Genomic DNA, 24,125 nt, shown 5'->3' on the forward strand with positions numbered 1-24,125 from the left:
TGACTGTAGACGCGGGCGACTCCGAAAGTTCCCGGAATCCGGCTTAAAAAAACGGGCCTCTCGGCCCGTTTTTCCTGCGACGCTTACTGAGCTTGTTTCGCTGCAGCCACTTGCGCTGCCACTTCGGCAGCGAAGTCGTCTTGCTTCTTCTCGATGCCTTCGCCGACCACGTACATGGCGAACGACTTGACGGTGGTATTGGCCGCCTTCAGCATCTGTTCAACGCTTTGCTTGTCGTTCTTCACGAAAGCCTGGTTGAACAGCGACACTTCCTTCAGGTACTTCTGCACCGAACCGTCCACCATCTTGGCGACGATGTCAGCCGGCTTGCCGGATTCGGCAGCCTTCAGGGCGGCGACCGAGCGTTCCTTCTCGATCAGGTCGGCCGGCACTTGCTCGGCCGACAGGGCGACCGGCTTCATGGCAGCGATGTGCATGGCCACGTCCTTGCCGACTTGCTCTTCAGCGCCGTCGAACTCGACGATCACGCCGATGCGGGTGCCGTGCAGGTAGGCAGCCAGCTTGCCGGTGGTTTCGAAGCGCTGGAAGCGACGGAACGACATGTTCTCGCCGATGCGGCCGATCAGTTCGGTGCGCAGTTCTTCCAGGGTCTTGCCGTCGGCCAGCTTGCAGGCGCCCAGGGCAGCCACGTCAGCCGGATTCTGTTCGACCACCAGCTTGGCAGCAGCTTCGACCAGACCGATGAACTCGTCGTTCTTGGTCACGAAGTCGGTTTCACAGTTCACTTCGACCAGCGCGCCGACGTTGCCAGCGATGTAGGCCGAGATCACGCCTTCTGCGGTGATGCGGGAAGAGGCCTTGGAAGCCTTGCTGCCCAGCTTGACGCGCAGAATCTCTTCGGCCTTGGCCATGTCGCCATCGGCTTCGGTCAGCGCCTTCTTGCATTCCATCATCGGCGCGTCGGTCTTCGCACGCAGATCGCCCACCATTGCTGCGGTAATTGCCGCCATACTTTTCTCCTGACTTGGAGGCATCCCGCGCTTGCGGCATGCCTGAAACTCGAAAATTGAATCAAAAAAAAGGGGCCACTGCGTCACTACCCGCTGTCACCCCTTTTTGGACTACCGTACTACCGGAAGAGCAGAATCAAGCCTGCTCGACCTCGACGAATTCATCGCCCTTGACTGCTTCGACGACGTCGTTGACGGCGTTGGCGCGGCCTTCCAGCACGGCGTCAGCCATGCCGCGAGCGTACAGAGCGATCGCCTTGGCGGAGTCGTCGTTACCCGGGATCACGTAGGTGACGCCTTCGGGCGAGTGGTTGGTATCGACCACGCCGATGACCGGGATACCCAGCTTGGCGGCTTCGGTGATGGCGCCCTTGTGGTAGCCGACGTCGATGACGAAGATGGCGTCAGGAATGCCGCCCATGTCCTTGATGCCGCCGATGGCCTTTTGCAGCTTTTCCTGTTCACGGGTGAACAGCAGGGCTTCCTTCTTCGACAGCTTCTCGACCGAACCGTCTTCGATGGCAGCTTCCATGTCCTTCAGGCGCTTGATCGAGGTCTTGATGGTCTTGAAGTTGGTCAGCATGCCGCCCAGCCAGCGCTGGTCAACGTAGGGCACGCCAGCGCGTTGCGCTTCAGCAGACAGGATGTCGCGGGCTTGACGCTTGGTACCAACGAACAGGATGGTGCCACGGTTGGCCGACAGCTGGCGCACGTACTTGACGGCTTCCTGGTACATGCCCAGGGTCTTTTCCAGGTTGACGATGTGAATCTTGTTGCGATGGCCGAAAATGAAGGGGGCCATCTTGGGGTTCCAGAAGCGAGTTTGGTGACCGAAGTGGACACCGGCTTCCAGCATTTCGCGCATGGTAACGGACATGAATTTCTCCAGGGTTAGGTCTGGAATCCGCTCGGTCATCCGGCTCATGCAGCCGGACACCCTTTTAGCGAACGGATTCGCGTTTCAAAAGATAATTTACGACACTTATTGCCAAACAGACATGAAGAATCATTCCGCACACCGCATTCGACAACCGACCTGAGGTTTTCAGATCAGCCCGGCATTCTACTCGACCCATCACTTTTGTTCAAGTAGCACATGAAGATAAGGAACGCAGCCAAACGCCGTCCCCGGCTTGTCGGCCGGAGCCGGCAAAACAGAAAGCACCCCCGTCGTCTATAATCCCGTCTTGACGATTTTCTAGCGAATTGCGATTCATCATGGGCAACATCACCATCAAGACCGCCGAAGACATCGAAGGCATGCGCGTGGCCGGCCGCCTGGCCGCCGAGGTACTGGACTACATCACCCCCTTCGTGAAGCCGGGCGTGACCACCGGCGAGATCGACCGCCTCTGCCACGAGTACATGACCAACGTGCAAGGCAGCATCCCGGCCCCACTGAACTACTGCCCGCCGGGCTACACGCCCTACCCCAAGGCCATCTGCACCTCACTGAATGACGTGATCTGCCACGGCATCCCCGGCGACAAGGTGATGAAGAACGGCGACGTGCTCAACATCGACGTCACCATCATCAAGAATGGCTACCACGGCGACACCAGCCGCATGTTCTTCCTGGGCGAGCCGTCCATCCTGGCACGCCGCCTGACCGAGATCACCTATGAATGCATGTGGCTGGGCATCTCCAAGATCAAGCCGGGCGCACATTTGGGCGACATCGGCCACGTCATCCAGCAGCACGCCGAAAAGGCCGGCTACAGCGTGGTGCGCGAGTTCTGCGGCCACGGCATCGGCAAGGTCTTCCATGAAGAACCGCAAGTCCTGCACTACGGCCGCCCCGGTACGCTGGAGAAGCTGGAAGCCGGCATGATCTTCACCGTGGAACCGATGATCAACGCCGGCCGCCGCGAGATCCGCGAAATGGGCGACGGCTGGACCATCAAGACCAAGGACCGCAGCCTGTCAGCCCAATGGGAACACACCGTGCTGGTCACCGAGACCGGCTTCGAAGTGCTGACGGTGTCGCCCGGCATGCCGGCACCGCCGGCCTTCATCCAGAACCAGGCCGCCACCCCGGCGTGACCCAGGCGGCCGGAACCATGTGCCCCTCCACCCTGCACACAGTTTCCGGCACGAAACCTGCTTCGAGCGCAAAGCCGCATGGGGATGCGGCTTTGTTCATATAGGCGCCGCCCCGCCGCCCTGCTTGCCTTAATTGCCGACCACGATGCCCACACTCGCCATCACGCTCAAGAAACAGCTCAAGGCCGCGCGCCAGCAAGCCATCGAGGTGTTCCAGTCCAACCACAAGACCGAGCAGTTGCTGGCCCAGTTGCGCCGCAACGTGGACGAAGCCCTCACCACTGCCTGGGAAGAACTGGGCATGTCCGGCAATGCCGCCCTGGTGGCCGTGGGCGGCTATGGCCGGGGCGAGCTGTTCCCGCATTCGGATGTGGATGTGCTGATCCTGCTGGACCAGGCCCCGGATGCCGCCAAGAAGGAAAAGCTGGAATCCCTGGTGCAGCTGTTCTGGGACATCGGCCTGGAAATCGGCCACAGCATCCGCACCATCGACGAATGCCTGGATGAATCGGCCGCCGACATCACGGTGCAGACCAGCCTCCTGGAAGCCCGCCTGGTGACCGGCAACCGCGCCCTCTTCAAGAAATTGCAGGAGCGCTACCATGCCGCGCTGGACCCTCTGGCCTTCTTCCAGGCCAAGACCCTGGAAATGCGCCAGCGCCACATCAAATATGAAGATACGCCCTACAGCCTCGAACCCAACTGCAAGGAAAGCCCCGGCGGCCTGCGCGACCTGCAGGTGATCCTGTGGGTGGCCAAGGCGGCGGGCCTGGGCAACTCCTGGGGCGAGCTGGCCGAACACGGCATGCTGACCTCCACCGAGGCGCGCCAGCTGCGCCAGAAGGAACGCGCCTTCAAGGACATTCGCATCCGCCTGCACATCCTGACCGACCGCCGCGAAGACCGGCTGGTCTTCGACATCCAGACCCAGCTCGCCGAGACCTTCGGCTTCAAGACCACCGACACCCGCCGCGCCAGCGAATATCTGATGCAGCGCTACTACTGGGCGGCCAAGGCGGTCACGCAGCTCAACACCATCCTGCTGCAGAACATCGAAGCCCACCTGTTCCCGCAGCAGGCGGTGCCGCGCCCGCTCAACGAGCGTTTCAACGAGGTCAACGGCTTCGTCGACATCGCCCATGACAAGGTCTTCGAGGAGACGCCGTCAGCCATGCTGGAAGTCTTCCTGGTGCTCTCCGAGCATCCGGAACTGAAGGATATGTCGGCGCGCACCCTGCGTGCGCTATGGCATGCGCGCTTCAAGATCGACAATGCCTTCCGCGCCAATCCGGAAAATCATCGCCTGTTCATGCAGATCATCCAGAGCAAGCGCGGCATCACCCACGCCCTGCGTGGCATGAACAGCACCAGCGTGCTGGGACGCTACCTGCCGAACTTCCGCCAGATCGTCGGCCAGATGCAGCATGACCTGTTCCACGTCTACACGGTGGACCAGCACATCCTGATGGTGGTGCGCAACGTACGCCGCTTCACGATGAGCGAACATGCGCATGAATATCCCTTCTGCAGCCAGCTCATGGCCAACTTCGGCCAGCCCTGGGTGCTGTACATCGCGGCGCTGTTCCACGACATCGCCAAGGGCCGGGGCGGCGACCACTCCAAGCTGGGCATGGACGATGCGCGCGCCTTCTGCGAGCAGCACGGCATCTCGCCGGACAATACCGAGCTGATCGTGTTCCTGGTGGAGCAGCATCTGGCCATGTCGCACGTGGCCCAGAAGCAGGATATGTCGGACCCCGACGTCATCACCGCCTTCGCCCAGCTGGTCAAGGACGAACGCCACCTGACCGCGCTCTACCTGCTGACGGTGGCCGACATCCGCGGCACCAGCCCCAAGGTCTGGAACGCCTGGAAGGGCAAGCTGCTGGAAGACCTGTACCGCATGACCCTGCGCGTGCTGGGCGGCGAAGCGCCCTCGGCCGACCGCGAACTGAAGAATACCCAGCAGGAAGCCATCAAGACCCTGCGCCTGTACGGCCTGCCGGCCGACGCCCACGAAGCGCTGTGGAAGCAGCTGGACGTGGCCTACTTCCTGCGCCACGACGCCTCCGACATCGCCTGGCAGACGCGCTGCTTCTACGACAAGGTCGATACCGGCGTACCGCTGGTGCGCTGCCGCCTGGCGCCCATTGGCGAAGGCGTTCAGGTAGCGGTCTACACGCCCGACCGCCCTGACCTGTTTGCGCGCATCTGCAGCTATTTCGACGAAAAAAGCTTCAGCATCTTCGACGCCAAGATCCACACGACCCGCAACGATTACGCGCTGGACGCCTTCCTGATCAATGCCCCGGTGTTCGCCAAGAACTACCGCGACATCATCAACCTGATCGAGCACGAACTGGGGGCCCTGCTGCAGTCCGACGCCCCGCTGCCGGCTCCTTCCAAGGCTCGCCTGTCGCGCCTGTCGCGCACCTTCCCGGTCAATCCGTCGGTGGATTTGCGCCCGGATGAGCGCGGCCAGTACTACCTGCTGTCGGTCTCGGCCAATGACCGCGCCGGGCTGCTGTATTCGATCTCCAACGTGCTGGCCAAGTACCGCATCAACCTGCATACCGCCAAGGTCATGACCTTGGGCGAGCGCGTGGAAGACGTCTTCCTGATCGACGGCCCCGGCCTGTCCCAGCCGCGCAACCAGATCATGCTGGAAACCGAACTGCTGCAGACCCTGCGCATCTGACCCGCATCACCCTGTCCGCGCTGCCGCCCCAGTCTGGCGCGGCGGCGCGGCTGGCCGTACAATCTCACCCTCGCCGCTGGCCGGCCTCCGTTTTTCGCAAGGCAATCCCCATGACTGAACCTGTACGACTTTCCAAACGCATGTCCGAACTCGGCCTGTGCTCGCGCCGCGAAGCCGACGAATGGATAGAAAAAGGCTGGGTGCGCGTGGATGGCCAGGTGGTGTCGGTGCTGGGCAGCAAGGTGCTGCCGCACCAGAAGGTCACCGTGGAACGCCAAGCCAGCGCCGAGCAGGCCCAGCGTGTGACCATCCTGATCAACAAGCCCATGGGCTACGTCAGCGGCCAGGCCGAGGATGGCTACAAGCCGGCCATGGTGCTGGTCAATGAACAATCGCGCTGGGCTGAAGACCAGACCGAGATGCGCTTCCACCCGCGCCAGCTGAAGAGCCTGGTGCCGGCCGGGCGGCTGGACATCGATTCGGTGGGCTTGCTGGTACTGACCCAGGATGGCCGCATCGCCAAGCAGTTGATTGGCGAGGATTCGGCGGTCGACAAGGAATACCTGGTGCGCGTGCAATACACGCGTCCCGGCAAGCTGCCCGAATCCGATCTCAAGCGCCTGAACCACGGCCTCATCATGGATGGCAAGCCGCTGCGTCCGGCCAAGGTGGTGTGGCAGAACGAGGATCAGTTGCGCTTCACCCTGCGCGAAGGCAAGAAGCGCCAAATCCGCCGCATGTGCGACATGGTCGGACTGAAGGTAATCGGCTTGAAGCGCGTGCGCATCGGCGGGGTCAAGCTGGGTGAGCTGCCGACCGGACAGTGGCGCTACCTGCGGCCGGATGAGAAGTTCTGAGCCTCAACCCGCTCCATACAAGAACGGCCCTGATTCATCATCAGGGCCGTTCTTTTTTGCCGCAGGCAAAAAGGATCAGAGGAAACGATCCAGGATCTTGCGGCTGTGCTTGTCCAACGCCTTCTGGTCGCGGATCAGGAACTGGATGCCGTGGCTGTCGGCAATCAGCAGCGCCGGCGCGGCCAGGCGGCGGATGTCTTCCTCGCCCTTGAGCGTGAAGGTGGTGGTACCGCGCGTGGTCTGCACGGTCCAGTCGCTGGGCGTGGCGAAGGTCGACACGCTGACGATACGCTGGATCTCCGGCATGAACTCGCGGCTGGCCAGTTCTTCCTCAATCAGGCGGCGCGTGGGCGCATCCACTTCCTCCAGGGTATCGATCCAGGCCAGCTCGTGGCCGTCGCTGCTGACCAGAGACAGGCCGCGATCGGGCGATGTGACCGGAAATGCACGTACCGGAATCACGTGCTCGTGCAGGCCGCCCTGGGCGTCGGTCAAGACCAGACGTCCGAAAGCATTGCGTTCCAGGGTGAAGCTTTGGGCAGAATTGTTGGTGGTGCTCATGGCTTATTCGCCCTTCTCTTCTTCGCTCACCGAGACCTCGGCATCGCCCTCAGGATTGCGCGCCTGGGCCTGGTAGAGCTTGTAGTAATGCCCTTCCCGGGCCATCAATTCTTCGTGGTTGCCGACTTCGACCACCTGGCCGCGATCCAGTACCACCAGGCGATCAGCCTTGCGCAGGGTCGACAGGCGGTGCGCGATGGCAATCGTGGTACGGCCCTGGACCAGGTTGTCCAGCGCCTTCTGGATTTCCTTTTCGGTGGTGGTATCGACCGAGGAAGTGGCCTCGTCCAGGATCAGGATGCGCGGGTCGATCAGCAGCGCGCGCGCAATCGAGATGCGCTGGCGCTCACCGCCCGACAGGGCCTGGCCGCGCTCACCGACCAGCGAGTCATAGCCTTGCGGCAGGCGCAGGATGAACTCATGCGCATGGGCCGCACGGGCCGCCGCGATGATTTCCTCGCGGGTGGCTTCCGGCTTGCCGTAGGCAATGTTCTCGGCAATGGTGCCGAAGAACAGGAAGGGTTCCTGCAGCACCAGGCCGATGTTGCGGCGGTATTCGGAAATGGGCAGCGAACGGATGTCCACGCCATCGATGCGGATCGCCCCTTCGGAGACATCGTAGAAGCGGCAGATCAGGTTGACCATGGTGGACTTGCCCGAACCGCTGTGGCCGACCAGTCCGATCATCTCGCCCGGCGCAATGGACAGGCTCATGTTGCGGATCACCGCACGGTTGCCGTAGCGGAAGCCGATGTTGCGCACTTCGATGGCGCCCTTGACGTTTTCCAGGTGCACCGGGTTGGCCGGTTCCGGCACGCTGGAGACGTGGTCCAGGATGTCGAAGATGCGCTTGGCACCGGCGGCGGCCTTTTGGGTCACCGAGACGATGCGGCTCATCGAATCCAGACGGGTATAGAAGCGGCTGATGTAAGCCAGGAAGGCGGTCAGCACACCGACCGTGATCTGGTTGCTGGAGACCTGCCAGATCCCGAACACCCACACCACCAGCAAGCCCACTTCGGTCAGGAAGGTGACCGTGGGCGTGAAGAGCGACCAGATCTTGTTGACCCGGTCATTGACCATCAGGTTGTGACGGTTGGCTTCGCGGAAACGCGCCACTTCGCGCTTTTCCTGCGCAAAAGCCTTCACCACGCGGATGCCGGGGATGGTATCGGCCAGCACATTGGTCACTTCCGACCAGATGCGGTCGATCTTCTCGAAACCGTGGCGCAGACGATCACGCACCACGTGAATCATCCAGGCGATGAACGGCAGCGGCAACAAGGTCACCAGTGCCAGCCAAGGGTTGATCGAAATGAGGATGGCCGCCGTCATGATGATCATCAGCACGTCGATGGCGAAATCCAGCAGGTGCAGCGACAGGAACACGCAGATGCGGTCGGTTTCCGAGCCGATGCGGGCCATCAGGTCGCCGGTGCGCTTGCCGCCGAAATACTCCTGCGACAGCCGCAGCAGGTGCGCATAGGTGGTGGTGCGCAGGTCTGCGCCGATGCGCTCGGACACCAGCGCCAGGATGTAGGTACGCGCCCAGCCCAGTCCCCAGGCCAGTACCGCCGCGCCCAGCAGGCCAGACAGGTAAAGCGTGGCCAGGTGGGTGTCAATGGGAGTGCCGTTCTGGAACGGGATCAGCACGTTGTCCATCAGCGGCATGGTCATGTAGGGCGGCACCAGCGTGGCGGCGGTGGAGGCCAGCGTCAGCAGGAAGCCCAGCAGCAGCGAGCCCTTGTAGGGCTTGGCGAAGCGCGAGAGGCGGAACAGCGCCCAGGTCGACGGCGGCGCTTCCTTGGTTTCCGGACAGATGGCACAGGTTTCCTGTCCTTCCGGCAGCACGGCCTTGCAGGTCGGGCAGACGTCGCCCTCCTCTTCGGCCTGCACGCCCGAGGCCAGCAGGTCGCGCTGCTGCTCGAACAGCTTGACCAGGCGCAGCGCCTGCGGATTCTGGGCCAAGGTGTAACGCCAGGCGGCCAGCCGGCTGGCAGCGTCGCACAGCTCCAGGGTACCCACACCGGCGTGGTCGACATGCTTCAGTTGCAGCTCGGGCCGATAGGCCCACTCCTGCCATTGCTGGCGGTCCGGGGCCAGCGCCAGCAGGCGGCGGTCGGTGGCCAGCACCAGCGAAGCGTTGAATTGCAGCTGGGCGTCCAGGTCCAGTTCCAGCCAGGCCAGCACGGATTCACCCTGGACCAGGCGGGCAGCGGTTTCCGTTTGCCAGCGCTCGGGCAGGCTGGCGGTCGCGGAAGGTATTGAGTCAGTAGTCATGTAACGGCAGCGTTGAGGCCCGAAGTGAGCAGTTTGGCTATTGTTTTAGGAGGTGCAGGTCTCGCCGGACCTGTTGTCTTGATGCCTGCAAGGATGTGCCAGCGGGCAGCGCGCGATTATAGCGCAGCGTCCCCTGCTGCAAATCCACGAACTGCGCCGCCTCGTGGGTATCGATCGGGCAGCGGCCCTCCGATAACGCAAGAGCGCCGCAAACGGTGTACCGGCAATTTCACTTCCGACTACGCGGGGGTGATCTTTCCCGCATGATGCGAATGGCTGATCTGCCCAAAGCTTCAGGTCACGACGGCGTGCGCGTTTTTTCCGGCCGCATTGCCACGGCAACGGGACAGTCTGCGACAATATCGTTCATATCCACCCCCAGCCTGCCCGCATGATTCTCGCATTTCGCCTGCACCTTCCGGCCTGCCCTCTCACCTGCGGAGCCAGTTCTTGATTGCCACAAGGCAACACTCCATTTCATTCAGTTATTCCAGTTGGCAAATGCAGTAAACCAAAACTCGCCCTGCGCGTTAGTGAACCATGCGTTATTCTGACAGAGCGCTGACCGGCATGCGCAGGGCGGCACGTGCGATGCAGCCAGCATCGGCATCCTGGCTTGGGCAATTACAGCGGACTATCCACCACACATGAAAAACATCGAATTCCTCCGTTTTCTGAATCTCAAGGGTCCCAACATCTGGACCTACCGCTCCGCCCTCGAAGTGTGGATCGATATCGGCGAACTGGAAGATTTTCCCTCCAATACCATTCCCGGCTTCGTCGACCGCCTCACCACCTGGTTGCCCACCCTGATCGAACACCGCTGCAGCTACGAAGAGCGCGGCGGCTTCGTGCGCCGCCTGCACGAAGGCACCTGGCCCGGCCACATCCTGGAACACGTGACCCTGGAACTGCAGAACCTGGCCGGGCTGCCTGGCGGCTTCGGCAAGGCGCGCGAGACCAACGTGCGCGGCGTCTACAAGGTGGTGGTGCGTGCGCGCCATGAAACGGTCACCCGCGCAGCGCTCTTTGCCGCCCGCGACCTGGTGCTGGCCGCCATGGAAAACCAGCCCTTCGACCTCGACACCACTCTGCGCAAGCTGCGCCGCATGGTGGATCGCCTGTGCCTGGGCCCCAGCACCGCTTGCATCGTGGACGCCGCCGACGAGCGCCGCATCCCGACCATTCGCCTGTCCGAAGGCAACCTGGTGCAACTGGGCCACGGCTGCAAGTCGCGCCGCATCTGGACCGCCGAATCCGACCAGACCGGCGCGATTGCCGAAGGCATCTCGCGTGACAAGGATCTCACCAAGTCGCTGCTGGAAACCTGTGGCGTGCCGGTGCCCGAAGGCCGTCTGGTGGACAGCCCCGCAGACGCCTGGGATGCCGCCCAGGACATCGGCCTGCCGGTAGTGGTCAAGCCCTGCGATGCCAACCATGGCCGCGGCGTTTTCATCGACCTGAACACCCGGGAAGAAATCGAGACCGCCTACAAGGTCGCGCTGGAAGAAGGCAGCGGCGTGCTGGTCGAGCGCTTCGTGCCGGGCCTGGAACACCGCCTGCTGATCGTCGGCGGCAAGCTGGCCGCCGCCGCCCGTGGTGAACCGATCTTCATCGTCGGCGACGGCAAGTCCACCGTGCAGGACCTGCTGGATGAACTGAACCGCGACCCGCGCCGCGGCCTGCTGGAAGAACACCTGCTGGACCCGGTGCTGCTGGACCGCGAACCGGCCGCCGTGCTGGAACTGCAGCGCCAGAACCTGACCACCGAATCGGTCCCCGCCGCCGGCCGCCGCATCCTGCTGCTGCGCAATGGCAATGTCTCCTCCGACATCACCGACCTGGTCCACCCCAGCGTGGCAGCTGCCGCTTCCCTGGCCGCGCGCATCGTCGGCCTGGACATCGCCGGTGTCGACATCGTGGCCGAAGACATCTCGCGCCCGCTGCAGGACCAGGGCGGTGCCATCGTCGAAGTCAATGCCGGCCCCGGCCTGCTGATGCATTTGAAGCCCTCGGACGGCAAGCCGCGTCCGGTCGGCGAAGCCATCATCGACAACCTGTTCGGCCCGGAAGAAAATGGCCGCATCCCCATCGTCGGCGTCACCGGCACGCATGGCAAGACCACCATTTCGCGCCTGATCGCCCGTATCGTGCACCTGTCGGGCAAGCACGTGGGCCTGGCCTGCGGCGAGGGCTTGTACTTCGGCGAACGCCAGATCGAGCGCGGCAACCGCGCCACCTGGGATGCCGCCCATCGCGTGCTGCTCAACCGCGCCGTGGAAGCTGCCGTGTTCGAGAATGGCAGCGCCGCCATCCTGGCCGAAGGCCTGGCCTATGACCGCTGCCTGGTCGGCGTGGTCGCCAATATCGATCCCACCGACAGCCTGCCCGAGTTCTACATCGAGAACGCCGAGCAGATCGCCACCAAGGTCAAGCGTACCCAGGTCGACCTGGTGCTGCCGGAAGGGGCTGCCGTGCTCAATGCCGACGACCCGCTGGTGGCCGACATGGCCCAGCTGTGCGATGGCGAAGTCATCTTCTTCAGCACCGACCCGGCTTCCGAACTGCTGGCCAGCCACCTGAAGGAAGGCGGCCGCGCCGTGTTCCTGCGCGATGGCGACCTGATCCAGGCCGATGGCGAGCGCCAGTGCAAGGTCAGCTCGGTGGATGCCATCCCCCTGACCGAAAACGGCGCGGTGGCCTACCAGGTCGAGAACGTGCTGGCCGCCGTCGGCGCCGCCTGGGCCCTGGGCATCGGCCCGGAGGTGATCCGTGCCGGCATCGAGCTGTTCGGCACCGAGCGCGCCGAGGAGCAAGGCCTGAAGTTCAAGAGCCAGGCCGCCTGAACCGGCGTGACCTGCAAGACTGACTGAATCAAGATCAAGAGACATCTAGGAAAACGAGTCCATGGACGTATCCCGCATTCGCGCCCTGCGCGGCCCCAATCTCTGGAGCAGACACACTGCCATCGAGGCCATCGTTTCCTGCCCGGAAAACGAGCGCGTCATCGATGACATGCCCGGCTTCGAACTGCGCCTGCGCGCCCGCTTCCCGCAGATCGGCTTCCTCGAACCCGATGGCGGCAAGCAGGTCGTCTCCATGGCGCACGCCCTGGCCGCTGCCGCCCTGGCGCTGCAGAACCAGGCCGGCTGCCCGGTGACCTTCACCCGCACGGTCTCCACCGTCGAGACCGGCATTTACCAGGTGGTGGTGGAGTACAGCGAAGAAGAAGTCGGCCGCCTGGCCTTCGACCTGGCACTGGAACTGGTGCGCGCCGCCCAGGCCGACACCCCCTTCGACCTGACTGGTGCGCTGGCCCGCATCCGCGAACTGGATGAAGATGTACGCTTGGGCCCTTCTACCGGCTCCATCGTCAACGCCGCCATCAAGCGCGGCATCCCGTATCGCCGTCTGACCCAGGGCAGCATGGTCCAGTTCGGCTGGGGCAGCCGCCAGAAGCGCATCCAGGCCGCCGAGACCAGCAACACCAGCGCCATCGCCGAATCGATTGCGCAAGACAAGGACCTGACCAAGATGCTGCTGCACGCCGCTGGCGTGCCGGTCCCCAACGGCCGCGTGGTCGAGACCGTAGAAGATGCTTTGAAGGCCGCCGAGGAAATCGGTTCGGCGGTGGTCATCAAACCGCTGGACGGCAACCAAGGCAAGGGCGTGGCCGTCAACATCAGCACCCCCGAACAGATCACTCGCGCCTTCAACAACGCCGCCCTGATCAGCGATGAAGTCATCGTCGAGCGCTACCTGCCCGGCCACGACTTCCGCCTGCTGGTCATCGGCAAGACCCTGGTGGCGGCGGCCCGCCGCGATCCGCCGCAAGTCATCGGCGACGGCGTGCACACCATCCGTCAATTGATCGACCAGGTCAACGCCGATCCGCTGCGCGGCGACGGCCACGCCACCTCGCTGACCAAGATCCGCCTGGACGACATCGCCCTGTCGGTGCTGTCCGGCCAGAACCTGGACCCGGAAGCCATTCCCGCCCAGGGCGTGCGCGTGGTCCTGCGCAACAACGCCAACCTCTCCACCGGCGGTACCGCCACCGATGTCACCGACGACGTGCATCCGGATGTGGCCGCACGCGCCATCGCCGCTGCGCAAATGGTCGGGCTCGACATCTGCGGCGTGGACGTGGTCTGCAATTCGGTGCACATGTCGCTGGAAGAACAAGGCGGCGGCATCGTCGAAGTCAACGCCGCACCCGGCCTGCGCATGCACCTCTCGCCGTCCTACGGCAAGGCGCGCGATGTCGGCGAAGCCATCATCTCGACCATGTACGAGGATGGCGACGATGGCCGCATCCCCGTGGTGGCCGTGGCCGGTACCAACGGCAAAACCACTACCGTGCGCCTGATCACCCACCTGCTGGCCAAGACCGGCCTGCGCGTGGGCATGACCAACACCGATGGCGTCTACATCGATGGCCAGCGCACCGACACCGGCGACTGCAGCGGCCCGCGCAGCGCCCGCAATGTGCTGTTCCACCCGGACGTGGATGCCGCCGTACTGGAAACCGCCCGTGGCGGCGTCCTGCGTGAAGGCCTGGGCTTTGACCGCTGCGCCGTGGCCGTGGTCACCAACATCGGCATGGGGGACCACCTGGGCCTGTCCTACATCAGCACCGTGGAAGACCTTGCCGTGGTCAAGCGCGTCATCGTCGAGAACGTGGCGCCGACCGGCACTGCCGTGTTGAATGCGGCGGACCCGATGGTGTCCAAGATGGCCGCCTCCTGCCCCGGCTCGGTGACCTTCTTCGCGCTGGACCCGACCCACCCCATCATGGCCACCCACCGCGCGCAGGGCCACCGCATCGTCTATCAAGACGGCGACGCCATCGTGGCCGCGCAAGGCACGTTTGAAAAACGCCTGAAGCTGTCCGGCATTCCGCTGACCCGCAGCGGTGCCATCGGCTTCCAGGTCGAGAACGTGATGGCTTCCGTGGGTGCGGCCTGGGCCCTGAACTTGGACTGGGAACAGATCACCGGTGCCCTGGCCAGCTTCATCAGCGACAGCGGCACCGCACCGGGTCGCTTCAACCTGTTCGACTACAAGGGGGCCACCCTGATCGCCGACTACGGCCACAATCCGGATGCCATCCAGGCCCTCATCAAGGCCGTCGACAGCCTGCCCGCCAAGCGCCGCTCGGTGGTCATCAGCGGTGCCGGCGACCGCCGCGACGTCGACATCACCCGCCAGACCGAACTGCTGGGCGATGCCTTCGATGAAGTGGTGCTGTATCAGGATCAGTGCCAGCGCGGCCGTGAAGACGGCGAAGTGATTGCGCTGCTGCGCCAGGGCCTCGAAGGGGCCAAGCGTACCAAGGATGTGAAGGAAATCAACGGCGAATTCGTCGCCATCGATACTGCCCTCGCTACCCTGCAGCCCGGCGACCTGTGCCTGATCCTGATCGACCAGGTGGAAGAGGCGTTGGCGCACATCGACCAGCGTGTGAAGGAAAACGCCTGATGGCCGATATGCGGTTTCATCGGTCCTGAAACGAACATCCCGGCCTGGTGCCGGGATGTTTTTTTTGCAGCGTCCTTGTTCAGTCGTCCTGGTTGGGATCCAGATCCGGGAACAGCACTTCCGTGAATCCGAACTGGCGGAAGTCGCGGATGCGCATCGGATACAGGATGCCCTGCAGGTGATCGCACTCATGCTGCACCACGCGGGCATGGAAGCCGTCGACGGTGCGGTCAATCTCGTTGCCGTGCAAGTCCAGGCCCTGATAGCGCAAACGGCTCCAGCGCGGCACCACGCCGCGCATGCCGGGCACCGACAGGCAGCCTTCCCAGCCCTCTTCTTCCTCGTCCGACAAGGGCGTCAGCACCGGATTGATGAGCACCGTCTCCGGCACCGCCGGTGCCTCCGGATAGCGCTGGTTGTGGCCGAAGCCGAAGATCACCAGCTGCAGGTCGACCCCGATCTGGGGCGCGGCCAGCCCGGCACCGTTGACGGCACGCATGGTCTCGAACATGTCGTCCACCAGTTGCGCCAGTTCAGGCGTATCGAATTGCGTGACCGGCTGCGCCTGGCGCAGCAGGCGCGGGTCGCCCATTTTGAGGATCTCGCGTATTGCCATTGAAGCTCTCCATGAAAGACGCCCGGCAGGAACCGGGCGTCATTGTGCAAGCAGTGCGCCACGCCAGAGGCTGGCGCTGGACCGCAGCGGCGATCAGCGTGCCTTGCTGGCCACTTCCTGCAGGTATTCCGAGAAGGCCGGACCGGTTTCCGGGTGCTTCAGGCCCATGGCCACCATGGCCTTGAGGTAACCCAGCTTGGAACCGCAATCATAACGCTGGCCCTGGTAACGGTAGGCCAGCACGGATTCGGCCTGCATCAGCTTGGCGATGCCGTCGGTGAGCTGGATCTCGCCGCCAGCGCCGCGCGGGATGTTTTCCAGGTAATGGAAGATGCGGCTGTTCAACACATAGCGACCCACCACGGCCAGCGTGGACGGGGCTTCTTCCGGGGCCGGCTTTTCGACGATGGCGTTGATGCGCTCCAGGTCCGGCTGGTAAGGCGTGGCGCTGACGATGCCGTATTGGCGGGTATCGTTCTTGGGCACTTCCTGCACGGCCAGCATGCTCATGCCTTCACGTGCATAGATGTCGGTCATCTGTGCCAGCACCGGCTTGACGCCCTCATCGGTGTCCATGAAGTCATCAGCCAGCAGGATGGCGAAGGGTTCTTCACCCACCACCGGACGCGCGCACAGCACGGCGTGGCCCAGTCCCAACGGCTCGGACTGACGGATGAAGATGCAGTTGACGTTCTTGGGCACCACGTTCTGCACGATCTCCAGCAGCTTCTTCTTGCCGGCGGCTTCCAGTTCGGATTCCAGCTCGTAGGCCTTGTCGAAGTGGTCTTCGATGGCGCGCTTGTTGCGGCCGGTGATGAACACCATTTCCGTGATGCCGGCGGCGACCGCCTCTTCCACGGCATAGTGAATCAGCGGTTTGTCGACGATGGGCAGCATTTCCTTGGGCTGGGCCTTGGTGGCGGGCAGGAAGCGGCTACCGAGACCGGCGACAGGAAAAACGGCTTTCTTGATCTTCTTGATCATCATGACTCCGAGGTAAGGATGGGTCTTGTTATGTTGTTATGGCGTGATGCGTTGAATCCTGCACCGCAGTCCCGGGAACGGGACTGCTTACGGGCGGCATTCTATATGAATAAAAAGACAAGGTGATTACGTTTCTGACGCATCCTGACCGGCGCAAAGCGCCTTCAGTGCGTCCTCATCGAGGATGGCGATGCCCAGCTCCTCGGCCTTGGCCAGCTTGCTGCCGGCTTCGGCCCCGGCGACCACGTAACTGGTTTTCTTGGACACGGAACCGGAAACCTTGCCACCGGCCGCTTCGATCAGCTGCGAGGCATCATCGCGCGACAGGTTGGGCAAGGTGCCGGTCAACACGAAGGTCTTGCCGGCCAGATGCTTGGCACCGGCATCGACGCCCTCGCTTTCGGGCCACTGCACGCCGACCGCGCGCAATTGCTCGACCAGCTCGACGTTGATCGGATCATTGAAGAAGGCACGGATCGAGGCGGCGACCACCGGACCGATATCGGCCACTTCCAGCAGTTGTTCTTCACTGGCGGCGAGCAGCTTGTCGATGCCGCCGAAATGGCGCGCCAGTTCCTTAGCCGTGGCTTCGCCCACGTGGCGGATGCCCAGCGCATAGATGAAACGTGCCAGCGTGGTGCTCTTGGACTTCTGCAGAGCATCCAGCACGTTCTGCGCCGATTTCTCGGCCATGCGGTCCAGTTCGGCCAGCGCCGACAAGCCCAGTCGATACAGGTCAGCCGGCGTGTTGACCACCTGGCGATCCACCAGTTGCTCCACCAGTTGCTCGCCCAGACCTTCGATATCCATGGCGCGGCGTGAAGCAAAATGCTGCAGTCCGCCCTTGCGCTGTGCTGAACATTTCAGCCAGCCGCCCGAACAGCGTGCCACTGCTTCATCTTCCGCCCGCACGATGGGCGAGCCGCACACCGGGCAGTTGGCCGGCATGACGAAGGGGCGCGCATCAGCCGGACGCTTCTCGGGCACGAAGGCCACCACTTCCGGAATCACGTCACCGGCGCGGCGCACGATGACGGTGTCGCCGATCTGGATGTCCTTGCGGCGGACTTCATCTTCGTTGTGCAGGGTCGCGTTGGTGACTGTCACCCCACCGACGAAGACGGGATTCAGGCGCGCCACAGGAGTGATGGCACCGGTGCGGCCGACTTGCACTTCGATGTCCTGTACCACGGTCAGCGCTTCCTGCGCCGGGAACTTGTGGGCCAGCGCAAAGCGCGGGGCGCGCGAGACGAAGCCCAGGTGCTTCTGCTGGTCCAGCCGGTCCACCTTGTAGACCACGCCATCGATCTCGTAAGGCAGGCTCTCGCGCTTGGCACCGATGCTGCGGAAGAAGTCCAGCAGACCGGCAGCCCCCGTCACCACGGCGCGCTCCTTGCACACCGGCAGGCCGAGTTGCTGGTACCAGTCCAGCAGGGCCGAGTGCGAAGCCGGCATCTCGGCCCCCTCCAGCACCCCAATGCCATAGGCGAAGAAGCGCAGCGTGCGTTGCGCGGTGATGCGCGAATCCAGCTGGCGCAGACTGCCGGCGGCGGCATTGCGGGGGTTGGCGAATTCCTTCTGCCCGGCATCGCGCTGGCGCTGATTCAGGCGCGCGAAGTCGTCCTTGTACATCAGCACTTCGCCGCGCACGTCGATCACTTGCGGCAGGCTCTCGCCGTGCAGGCGCAGGGGAATGGCACGCACGGTGCGGATGTTGGCGGTCACGTTCTCGCCCGTGGTGCCATCGCCGCGGGTGGCGGCCTGCACCAGCACGCCATTCTCGTAGCGCAGGCTGATGGCCAGGCCGTCGAACTTCAGCTCGGTGGCGTAGCGCACTTCCTGCAAGGTTTCCAGGCCATCACGCACGCGCTTGTCGAAGGCTTCGATGTCTTCGTCGGCGAAACCGTTGCCCAGCGAGAGCATGGGGATGTCATGGCGCACCGGCTCGAACTGCGGCAGCGGCCCGGCACCCACGCGTTGCGTCGGCGAATCAGGCGTCAACAGTTCGGGATGGGCGGTTTCCAGTGCCTGCAGTTCCTGGAACAGGCGGTCATATTCCGCGTCCGGGATGCTGGGCTGGTCGAGTACGTAATAGCTGTGGTTGTGGCGGTTCAGTTCGTCGCGCAGCACACGGGCGCGCGACAGCCAGTCCGGCTCCCCTTGCGGGGGCCGTCCGGCGGAAAACAAGTCGTGTTGCATCGTAGGGGGAGTAAAAACGCGGCCTTAGCTGAACAAGCGCAAGGCACGGGTGGAACCGGCAGGGATCTCGGCCGATTCCATAGCGCTGTAGAACGCGGCCACCTGTTCGGCGATATCGGAAAGGGCTTCATCGGTCAGGGGCTGGTCGCTGTCATCGACGATGACGCCACCCAGGCGAGCCGACAGCGACTTGGCGCAGGCCACCAGAGCACCGTAGCCATCGCGCGACGGCGCCACACGGGGCACGTCCAGCAACAGGGTCAGGCGATCGGTGGTTTCATCGGTCGGCGTGGCATTGGTGGAGAGGGCGAAGAGCACTTCACCTTCGCCATCCTGCATTACCAGATAGCCTTCGGTACGGCGATCGAAACCCTGGCGGGTCAGCGCGGCCAGCAAGGTCGCCAGACTCCAGGGCGCGCCTTGCGAACGCACGTTCACCGACAGTTGCGCATCATGGTCAATGATGAACTGGTGCAGCGCCTGGGCGGTGCGGATGACGTCCGGCATGTCCGGCAGTTCCGGCTCGCCCGAGAGCGAATCGGTCAGGTCGCGCAGGCGCATGACCAGTTCCGAATACTCGATCTCGTTGATGGCATTGCTGCGATTGGCCAGCTGCGCACCGGCCAGCAAGGCGTTGTAGATGCTGCCGTGGGCGATGGCTTCCCAGTCGCCGTCGGTGGTGCGGCCGATGAAATGCACCGGCTTGTTGCCGACATGGCGCAGGCCTTGCAGCATCGGCAGCAGCTTGTCGCCGCGCAGCGGGTTGTCCAGGGCGATGGGGATGTTGCAGTCGATCAGTTCGTCCACCGGCAATTCGCGCTTGGGGGCCAGGCGGGCCTGCATCTCGGGCGGCGGCGTGAAGGCGGGCACGGTATCGCCCTGCTCTTCCGCTCCGGCAATGACCTGGGCCACCGTCGATTGCGGTGCCTGGGCTATCGCTTCACCCAGCACGGCTTCATCGGCAGCTGCTCCGGCGGGCGCAGCAGTGCTCACCGGCGGCTCACCCAGGAAGGGTTCACGCGGCTCGAACTCGGCCTGCTCCTGGTAAGCCTTCACCGGGGCCGGTACCGGCTTGCGTTCGGGCAGATCATAGAAGGAAGGCTCGGCGCGTCCGGCATCAGGCTCGAGCGTCGGCTCGGCCATCCGCGGCGCAGGCGCAGTGCGCTCGGACACGGGCGGTGCGAACATGGGCTCGGCCGTGGCCGCCGGCTCGTCCGGCGACATCAGGACATCATCATGGGACGAAGAAAAGGCGCGCTCCACGGTCTTGCGCGCCTTGTGCTCCTGCCACTTGTTGTAGGTGATGACCCCGGCGACGAAGACGCCGCCCAGGATGATCAGGCTGGTCTGGAGATCCATCATCATGCTGCACGACCTTTCAGGCTGGCGGGCTGGAGGGCGCCATCATGGGCGCCGCGTGGCATGGTCGGCTGGGAAAAGCTGCTCATCGAAGAAATCCGAATCCTATCAATCCAAGAAAGCCTGGACCGCGCGGGCCGCTCACACGGCGCTCCGTCGATGCTGCCGCAGCGCTGGCAGCCGCCTGCACCGGCTCAGCGGAGCCATGCAGGGGAATCGGACGGATCGGGTACGGCAAGTGCGCGGTCAAGATATTGTTATTTTTCCATGGCCCGTGGGGGCCGAATCAGAACGGTTCCAGCTGGGGCTTGCGCCCGCTGCGGGCTGGCCGGCAAGGTTTTCAGGGTACGGTCACACCCCCTGCTTGTCAAGCCGACAAAGCCGCAGGCCATTGCCGCACAAATCATCAGGCGGCCTGCTCGGCGCTGGAGAAGTTGGCGGCCGACTCCATGTCCACCGCCACGATGCGCGACACGCCCTGCTCCTGCATGGTCACCCCGATCAACTGCTGCGCCATTTCCATGGCGATCTTGTTGTGGGAAATGAAGAGGAACTGCGTGTACTCCGACATGCGCTTGACCATGTTGGCGAAGCGTTCGGTGTTGGCATCGTCGAGCGGCGCGTCCACTTCATCGAGCAAGCAGAACGGCGCCGGGTTCAACTGGAACATGGAGAAGACCAGGGCCGTGGCGGTCAGGGCCTTCTCGCCACCGGAGAGCAGGTGAATCGTGGCGTTCTTCTTGCCCGGCGGCTGCGCCATGACCTGCACGCCGGAATCGAGGATTTCGTCGCCGGTCATGATGAGTTTGGCCTGGCCGCCGCCGAAGAGCACCGGGAACAGTTCCGAGAAGTGGTGGTTGACCTTGTCGAAGGTGTCCTGCAGCAAATCCCGGGTTTCCATGTCGATCTTGTGGATCGCATCCTGCAGCGTGGTGATGGCTTCGTTCAGGTCGGCGTGCTGGGCATCGAGGAAGTGCTTGCGCTCGGAGGCGGTCGCCAGTTCATCCAGTGCGGCCAGGTTGACCGCCCCCAGCGCCGCGATGGCATTGGTGAGGCGCGTCACTTCGCCTTGCAGGTAGGACGGACGCATGTCGCTGGTCAGTTTTTCCGACAGCGCAGCCTCGTCGGCCTGGGTCTGTGCCAGCGCCTCGGAGAATTGCTCCTGGTTCAGGCGCGCGGCCTGTTCCTTCAGTTGCAGTTCGGTAATGCGGTCACGCTGGGGCTGCAGGCTGCGTTCGGCCTGCATGCGCGATTCTTCATGTGAACGAAGTTGCTGCGAGAGCTGATCCAGCTCGTGGCGCGCATCGGCCAGCGCACGTTCCTGCTCGCTGCGGCGATCCAGCAATTCCTGCAGGCCGGCCTGAGCGGCCTGGTCGTCCAGGCTTTCCAGTTCCAGCGAGCCTTGCTGCATGCTGGCAAACAGTTGCGCCGCCTGTTCCAAGGCGGTGGCAATGCCGCGCTTGAGTTCCTCGATCTTGTTGCGATGCGACTTCTCGGCGAACTCGGTTTCCTGGGCGGCGCGCTCCAGCTCGCGCAGGCGGGTGCGAGCGTCGTTGAGCTGCTGTTCCTTGTTCAGGTAATCGGTCTGGCCGTTCTCGTGCTGTTCCTGCAGTTCGGCCAGTTCGATGTCCAGCTCTTCGAAGCGGGCCTCGGATTCGGCCTGCACCTGCTGCTGCTCGGCTTCCTGCATCCCGATTTCTTCCAGATCAGTGGCGATCTGGGTGCTGCGCTGGTTGAAGCGCTCTTGCACTTCGGCCAACTTCATCACCTCGATCTGCAGGCTGTGTGCCGATTGCGTGAGCGAATTGACGCGCTGGCGCAGTTCCTGCAGACGCTGCGATGCGCCCGACAGGGCTGCCTCGGCTCGCACGGCACGGCCCTTGGCCTCCTCAGCCAGCATAGCCTGGGCACGTTGCTGCTTGGTGATGTTCTCGATTTCCTGCTGGCGCGCCAGCATGCCGTCCTGCTCCGAATCGGAGGCATAGAAACGCACGCTGGCATTGCTCACCACATGGCCCTGACGGGTCACGAACAAGCCGCCCAGCGGCAGCTTGGCGCGCTCGGCAAAGGCGGTGGCCGTGTCGTCGGCGATGTAGATGTGATTGAGCCAGTCGTTCATCAGGGCGCGCAGGCCCGGATCGTTCAGCTGCAGCAGGGTCACGAAGGGCTTCAGGCCCGCCACCGGCTGGGCTTCGGGCTGGGCCAGGCCGGCATTGGGGGCGTACAGCGCCAGCTTGGCCGGCGGGGCGTCGCTGAAGAAGGCCTTGGCCCAGTCCAGGTTGGACATTTCCAGGGCCGACATGCGCTCGCGCAGCACCGCTTCCAGCGCGGTTTCCCAGCCGGATTCGATGTGCAGCTTCTGCCACAGGCGCGGCAGCTCGGCCAGGCCGTGCTTTTCCAGCCAGGGCTGGACCTTGCCCTGGGCCTGCACGCTTTCCTGCAATTGCTTCAGGGCGGTGAGGCGAGCTTCCAGCTGGGCGTTGGCAGAGGTTTCCTTGCTGACCAGTTCCTGGGCGGTGCGGCGCTCTTCTTCCAGGCGCGGCAGTTGCTCCTGCGCCTCTTCCAGATACATGCTCGCCTCTTCCAGCGAGGCCTGCTTTTCTTCCAGCTGCATGCGCAGGTTGGACAGGTGGGTCTCGTCAGGCAGGGCCATGCCGCTCTTTTCCTGCAGCAGGCGTTCGCGGCGCACGGCCAGGCCCGAGAGGATGTTGGAGGCATTGCGCTGGTGCGTGGACTGCAGTTCGATCTGCTGCTGCACCTGCATGATCTTGCCGCGCGACTCGGTGGTCTTGACCTGCGACTCGCGCCAGGCCGATTCCAGCGAAGGCAGGCGGTCGCTGGTGTCCTGCACGGCGTGCTGGGCTTGCTCCACGCGCATGCCGAATTCTTCCAGCTGGATTTCGGCTTCGGCCAGTTCTTCCTGCTGCTGCGTGCCCTGGCGCTGCCACTGGTCGCGCTGCGCGCCCAGCGAGTTCAGTTGCGCCTGCAGACGATTGCGCGATTCGATGACGAACTTGATCTGCGCTTCCAGGCTGCCGATCTCGGAATTGGTCTGGTACAGATGGCCCTGCGCCTGGTGCAGGCGGTCGCCGGCGGCGTAGTGCGCCTGGCGCATGTGCTCCAGTTCAGTTTCGACGTGGCGCAGCTTGGCGGTCTGCTCTTCCAGGTCGATCTGGGCGCGTTCGATTTCCTTGAAGAAGCGCTCCTGCTCGGCCTTGGCTTCGTTCTTGCGCAGCAGCCAGAGCAGCTTCTGCTTTTCTTCCTGGTCGTTCTGCAGCTCGTGGAATTTCTTGGCCACGGCGGCTTGCGCTTCCAGCTTTTCCAGGTTGGCGTTCAGTTCGCGCAGGATGTCTTCCAGGCGCGTGAGGTTTTCGGTGGTGTCGTGCAGGCGGTTTTCAGTCTCGCGGCGGCGCTCTTTGTACTTCGACACGCCCGCGGCTTCTTCCAGGAAGATGCGCAGCTCTTCAGGACGCGCCTCAATGATGCGCGAGATCATGCCCTGGCCGATGATGGCGTAAGCGCGCGGGCCCAGGCCGGTACCGAGGAAGATGTCCTGGATGTCGCGGCGGCGCACGGACTGGTTGTTGATGTAGTACGAGGACGTACCGTCGCGCGTGAGCGTGCGCTTGACGGCAATTTCGGCGTACTGGCCCCACTGGCCGGCCGCCTTGCCGGCGGAGTTGTCGAACACCAGTTCGACCGAGGCGCGCCCGGCCGGCTTGCGGTGGGTGGAGCCGTTGAAGATGACGTCCTGCATCGACTCGCCACGCAGCTCGGAGGCCTTGGATTCGCCAAGGACCCAGCGCACGGCGTCGATGATGTTGGATTTGCCGCAGCCATTGGGCCCGACCACACCCACCAGCTGCCCCGGAACCTGGAAGTGCGTAGGCTCGACGAAGGACTTGAATCCAGATAATTTGATGGAAGTTAGACGCACGTTATCGACAAATTGAATCAGTTAAGAGGAAGCGGGATTTTTGCTTCCGGAACGGCCGGTATCATAACATCGCACGGGCCCGGCCAGACCAAAAACCGCGCCAGGATGCCTGCTTCCGCCCTTCTGTCCCATGCGCCGG

The 24,125-nt window shown here is 63.6% G+C and carries 14 protein-coding genes; 5 read left to right on the plus strand and 9 right to left on the minus strand.

Annotated elements, in window-relative coordinates:
* Positions 1–83: 83 nt before the first annotated feature.
* Together tsf and rpsB are read right to left on the minus strand one after the other, a co-directional pair.
* Positions 84–971, minus strand: a complete 888-nt coding sequence (gene tsf, locus ACWHXP_RS09020) for a translation elongation factor Ts (RefSeq protein WP_034332958.1) — start codon at positions 969–971, stop codon at positions 84–86.
* A gap of 136 nt (positions 972–1,107) precedes the next feature.
* A complete protein-coding gene (gene rpsB / locus ACWHXP_RS09025; RefSeq protein WP_039788284.1) occupies positions 1,108–1,848 on the minus strand; it encodes a 30S ribosomal protein S2 in 741 nt (246 codons plus the stop codon).
* Positions 1,849–2,189: 341 nt separating this feature from the next.
* Here rpsB and map point away from each other — a divergent pair, with 341 nt between their 5' ends.
* The 3 genes from map to ACWHXP_RS09040 all read left to right on the plus strand — a co-directional run bounded on the left by map (position 2,190) and on the right by ACWHXP_RS09040 (position 6,569).
* Positions 2,190–3,014 carry a type I methionyl aminopeptidase gene (gene map / locus ACWHXP_RS09030; RefSeq protein WP_489633978.1) on the plus strand — a complete coding sequence of 275 codons (825 nt, stop codon included), beginning with the start codon at positions 2,190–2,192 and terminating at the stop codon, positions 3,012–3,014.
* 145 nt (positions 3,015–3,159) lie between these two features.
* Positions 3,160–5,712, plus strand: coding sequence for a [protein-PII] uridylyltransferase (locus ACWHXP_RS09035; protein ID WP_489633977.1), 2,553 nt, complete (start codon positions 3,160–3,162; stop codon positions 5,710–5,712).
* Between the two features lie 110 nt (positions 5,713–5,822).
* Positions 5,823–6,569: a pseudouridine synthase gene (locus tag ACWHXP_RS09040; RefSeq protein WP_034332946.1), complete on the plus strand. Its 747-nt coding sequence runs from the start codon at positions 5,823–5,825 to the stop codon at positions 6,567–6,569.
* A 75-nt stretch (positions 6,570–6,644) separates the two neighbouring features.
* Here the strand turns inward: ACWHXP_RS09040 and ACWHXP_RS09045 are convergent, their stop codons facing one another.
* A complete protein-coding gene (locus ACWHXP_RS09045; protein ID WP_121039976.1) occupies positions 6,645–7,130 on the minus strand; it encodes a cyanophycin metabolism-associated DUF1854 family protein in 486 nt (161 codons plus the stop codon).
* A gap of 3 nt (positions 7,131–7,133) precedes the next feature.
* Positions 7,134–9,410 (minus strand): cyanophycin metabolism-associated ABC transporter, encoded by a 2,277-nt coding sequence (locus ACWHXP_RS09050; protein ID WP_489633976.1) that lies wholly within the window; start codon positions 9,408–9,410, stop codon positions 7,134–7,136.
* A gap of 647 nt (positions 9,411–10,057) precedes the next feature.
* Between ACWHXP_RS09050 and ACWHXP_RS09055 the strand changes: the two genes are divergently transcribed.
* Together ACWHXP_RS09055 and cphA are read left to right on the plus strand one after the other, a co-directional pair.
* Positions 10,058–12,256, plus strand: a complete 2,199-nt coding sequence (locus ACWHXP_RS09055) for a cyanophycin synthetase (protein WP_134222264.1) — start codon at positions 10,058–10,060, stop codon at positions 12,254–12,256.
* A gap of 61 nt (positions 12,257–12,317) precedes the next feature.
* The gene (cphA, locus tag ACWHXP_RS09060; protein WP_489633975.1) at positions 12,318–14,891 is read left to right on the plus strand and encodes a cyanophycin synthetase; all 2,574 of its coding nucleotides are present in this window, start codon (positions 12,318–12,320) and stop codon (positions 14,889–14,891) included.
* A gap of 79 nt (positions 14,892–14,970) precedes the next feature.
* On the opposite strand, the gene def is transcribed toward cphA, so the two are convergent.
* The 5 genes from def to smc all read right to left on the minus strand — a co-directional run bounded on the left by def (position 14,971) and on the right by smc (position 23,986).
* Positions 14,971–15,507 (minus strand): peptide deformylase, encoded by a 537-nt coding sequence (gene def / locus ACWHXP_RS09065; RefSeq protein WP_489625397.1) that lies wholly within the window; start codon positions 15,505–15,507, stop codon positions 14,971–14,973.
* 93 nt (positions 15,508–15,600) lie between these two features.
* On the minus strand, positions 15,601–16,491 hold the full coding sequence (galU, locus tag ACWHXP_RS09070; RefSeq protein WP_039789660.1) for a UTP--glucose-1-phosphate uridylyltransferase GalU: 891 nt from the start codon (positions 16,489–16,491) through the stop codon (positions 15,601–15,603).
* Positions 16,492–16,617: 126 nt separating this feature from the next.
* Positions 16,618–18,690: an NAD-dependent DNA ligase LigA gene (gene ligA / locus ACWHXP_RS09075; RefSeq protein ID WP_489633974.1), complete on the minus strand. Its 2,073-nt coding sequence runs from the start codon at positions 18,688–18,690 to the stop codon at positions 16,618–16,620.
* 24 nt (positions 18,691–18,714) lie between these two features.
* Positions 18,715–20,055: a cell division protein ZipA C-terminal FtsZ-binding domain-containing protein gene (locus ACWHXP_RS09080; RefSeq protein WP_489633973.1), complete on the minus strand. Its 1,341-nt coding sequence runs from the start codon at positions 20,053–20,055 to the stop codon at positions 18,715–18,717.
* A 400-nt stretch (positions 20,056–20,455) separates the two neighbouring features.
* The gene (gene smc / locus ACWHXP_RS09085; protein ID WP_084320190.1) at positions 20,456–23,986 is read right to left on the minus strand and encodes a chromosome segregation protein SMC; all 3,531 of its coding nucleotides are present in this window, start codon (positions 23,984–23,986) and stop codon (positions 20,456–20,458) included.
* Positions 23,987–24,125: the final 139 nt, after the last annotated feature.

It is taken from the genome of Herbaspirillum sp. Her2 (assembly GCF_057961375.1).